The organism is Actinotalea sp. JY-7885 (genome assembly GCF_014525465.1).
In the GTDB taxonomy this organism is placed as follows: Bacteria; Actinomycetota; Actinomycetes; order Actinomycetales; family Cellulomonadaceae; genus Actinotalea.
This window is the reverse complement of record NZ_JACEXH010000261.1, coordinates 1-3138: the sequence shown is the minus strand read 5'-3', so window position 1 is coordinate 3138 and position 3138 is coordinate 1. Positions and strand designations below refer to the sequence as shown.

Sequence of the window (3138 nt, the reverse complement as noted above, 5' to 3'; positions counted from 1 at the left end):
CGGCGCGCGGGCGCGCCGGTGCGGTTGCTGCGCGCGCTACCGGCGCCGTCGCCGCGGGCGCCGGCCGTGCCCGGGACGGGGGCGGCGGGGACGCATCGGGCGGGGGCGCGGCGTCGTACTCCGGGTCGTAGGGCGGCTCGTCGTCGTACGAGACGTCCCATGCCAGGTCGGGCGCCGACGGCGACTGCTCGGGGGACGTGGGCACGCCACCACCCTACGTTCCGCCACCGACGCCGCCCCGGCGGTCCACCGGCCGTCGGCGTCCGGCCCTGCGTGGCGGCTCAGGCCGGCGGTGCGGCCCCGTCCTCGGCCGCGTGCTCGGCCCGCCCCCCGGGGGTGTCAGCGCCCGGGTGCGTCCTCGGTGGGCAGGTGGTCCGGGTCGCCGCCCGAGAGCGTGGCGCGCAGCTCGTCCGGGGCGTCGTCGGGCAGGCCGGACAGCGTCGGGCCGTCCTCGCGGATGCCCGTGCCGTGGGGGTGCGGACCGTCCGGCACGGCGTCGAAGTTCTCGGTCACGGTGTCCTCCTCGGTAGCGGCCGGGGCGCCTGCCCGCCGACCCCGACGCTATGCCAGCCACGCCCACCCCGCCCGCCGGCCAGCGAGCCGCTCGCCGGCCGGCGAGCCGCGCGGTTTTGGCACGCATCCGGGTGTCCGCGCGCCCGCATCCGTGCCAAAACCCGCGGACGGAGCGCTGGGGGCGGTGAGTCGCCGGTGCGGCAGGGACCGGGAAAGCGCTTGCCGAACCCCCGCGGGACCTGGCAGGATCGGCGGGCGGGTCGTCGTCGGGCGGGCCGTGGGACGACGAGAGGGCGACGATGCCGCGCGTGGCACTGGTGACCGGCGGGAACCGTGGCATCGGGCTGGGGATCACCCGCGCCCTGCTCGCGGAGGGGTGGCGCGTCTCCATCCTCGCGACGCGTGAGGAGCCCGCCGACCTGCTCGCCGAGCTCCGCGACGAGGCGGGCGACGTCGACCGGATCCGCTACGTGCGCGGCTCGGTCGCGGACCCCGAGGACCACGCGCGCTACGTCGACGACGCCGTCGACGCCTGGGGCCGCCTCGACCTGCTGGTCAACAACGCGGGCGTCGCGCCCGAGGTGCGCGCGGACCTCCTGGACGCCACCCCCGAGAGCTTCGACCGCGTGCTGGGCATCAACCTGCGCGGCCCGTACTTCCTCACCCAGACGTTCGCGAACCGCGTCATCGCGCTCCGCGGTCCGCTCGAGGCGCTGCCCGAGCCGCCCGCCGGTCCCGTCGCGACCGTCGTGAACGTCTCCTCGGTCTCCGCCACCACCGTCTCGACCAACCGCGGCGAGTACTGCATCTCCAAGGCCGGCGTCGCGATGGCCACCCAGCTGTGGGCCGCGCGCCTGGCGCCCGAGGGCGTCGTCGTCCACGAGGTGCGCCCCGGCGTGATCGCGACCGACATGACCGCGGGCGTCACCGAGCGTTACGACGCCCTCTTCGACGGCGGCCTCGCCCCGATGGCCCGCTGGGGCCGTCCGGCCGACGTCGGCCAGGCCGTCGCGATGCTCGCGTCCGGCCGCACGCCGTACTCGACGGGCGAGGTCTTCCACGTCGACGGCGGCATGCACATCCCCCGTCTCTGACCGACCTGCGACCTGGAGGTCGACATGACGCACGAGCCTGCGCCCACCCACGAGCCCGAGACGCTGCGGATCGCCGGACGCGACGTCCCCGTCGTCACCGCCACGACCGTCGTCGTGGGGACGGGTTCCGCCGGGTTCTGCGCGGCCGACCGCCTCTGGGAGCTGGGGCACGACGACGTCGTCATGGTCGCGGACAAGGTCAACGCGGGCTCGAGCCGCAACGCGGGCTCGGACAAGCAGACCTACTACAAGCTCACGCTCTCGGGCGGCGACGGCGACTCCGTGCGGGAGATGGCGCAGACGCTCTACGCGGGCGGCGCGATGGACGGCGACAACGCGCTCGCGGAGGCCGCGCTGTCGGCCCGCGGGTTCCTGCGGTTGTGCGACCTCGGTGTCCCCTTCCCGCAGAACCGGTACGGCGAGTTCATCGGCTACAAGACCGACCACGACCCGCGCCGGCGTGCGACGTCGGTCGGCCCGTACACGTCCCGCTCGATGGTCGAGCAGCTCGAGAAGAAGGTGCACCGCAACGGGACGCGCATCTTCGACGAGTGCCGCGTGGTCGAGGTGCTCACGCGCCCCGGCGCGGACGGCGGGCGCGAGGTCGCCGGCCTGCTCGTGCTGCGCACGGACGTGCACGTCGACCCGGACGACCCGACGGCCTCGCCCTTCCTGCTGTTCCGCTGCGCCAACCTCGTCTACGCCACGGGCGGCCCCGCGGGCATGTACGCGACGCGCGTCTTCCCCAACGGACAGTGGGGCGCGTCCGGGGCGGCGTACCGCGCGGGCGTGCACGGCAAGAACCTCACCGAGTGGCAGTTCGGGCTCGCCTCGACCAAGCCGCGCTGGAACGTGTCCGGCACGTACATGCAGGTGGTGCCGCGCTTCGTCTCGACGGACGCCGACGGCGGCGACGAGCGCGAGTTCCTCACCGAGGCGATCCCCGACTACGGCCGCCTCATGTCGCTGGTCTTCCTCAAGGGCTACCAGTGGCCGTTCGACATCCGCAAGGCGGTCGACGGGTCCTCGCTGATCGACCTGCTCGTCTACCGCGAGACGGTGCTGCGCGGGCGGCGCGTGTTCCTCGACTTCCGGCGCAACCCGGTCCGCGACGAGTTCGACCCCAGCGCCCTGTCGCCCGAGGCCTACGCCTACCTGGAGCGCGCGGGCGTCCTGTTCGGGACGCCGATCGAGCGGCTGCGGCGCATGAACGAGCCCGCGTACCAGTTCTACCTGGGCAAGAACCCGTACGTGGACCTGGAGCAGGAGATGCTCGAGGTCGACGTGTGCGCGCAGCACAACAACGGCGGGCTGCTCGTCGACGCGTGGTGGCAGTCGAACGTCACGGGGTTCTTCCCCGTCGGCGAGGCGGGCGGCGCGCACGGCGTCTACCGGCCGGGCGGCGCCGCGCTCAACAGCGGCCAGGTGGGTGCGACGCGGGCGGCGCAGTTCATCGCCGCGCACCGCGGCCCCTCGACGGTCCCGCCGGGCGAGGCCTTCGACGCCGCCGCCGCGGCCGCCGTCGCGGGCG

3 protein-coding genes and 1 pseudogene are annotated in these 3138 nt (G+C 74.8%); 2 read left to right on the top strand and 2 right to left on the bottom strand.

Annotated features, from left to right (window positions below; genetic code table 11):
* Together IDM29_RS17030 and IDM29_RS15930 are read right to left on the bottom strand one after the other, a co-directional pair.
* Nucleotides 1-205, bottom strand: a pseudogene (locus IDM29_RS17030) (hypothetical protein); the annotation flags it as partial.
* Nucleotides 206-339: 134 nt separating this feature from the next.
* Complete coding sequence (locus IDM29_RS15930) at nucleotides 340-513, bottom strand: hypothetical protein (protein WP_182112217.1); 174 nt, start codon at nucleotides 511-513, stop codon at nucleotides 340-342.
* A 299-nt stretch (nucleotides 514-812) separates the two neighbouring features.
* Between IDM29_RS15930 and IDM29_RS15925 the strand changes: the two genes are divergently transcribed.
* Both IDM29_RS15925 and IDM29_RS15920 read left to right on the top strand, forming a co-directional pair.
* A complete protein-coding gene (locus tag IDM29_RS15925; RefSeq protein WP_182112216.1) occupies nucleotides 813-1607 on the top strand; it encodes a 3-ketoacyl-ACP reductase in 795 nt (264 codons plus the stop codon).
* Nucleotides 1608-1631: 24 nt separating this feature from the next.
* Nucleotides 1632-3138, top strand: a 1507-nt coding sequence (locus IDM29_RS15920) for an FAD-binding protein (protein WP_255500353.1), incomplete at its 3' end; no start/stop codon positions are given.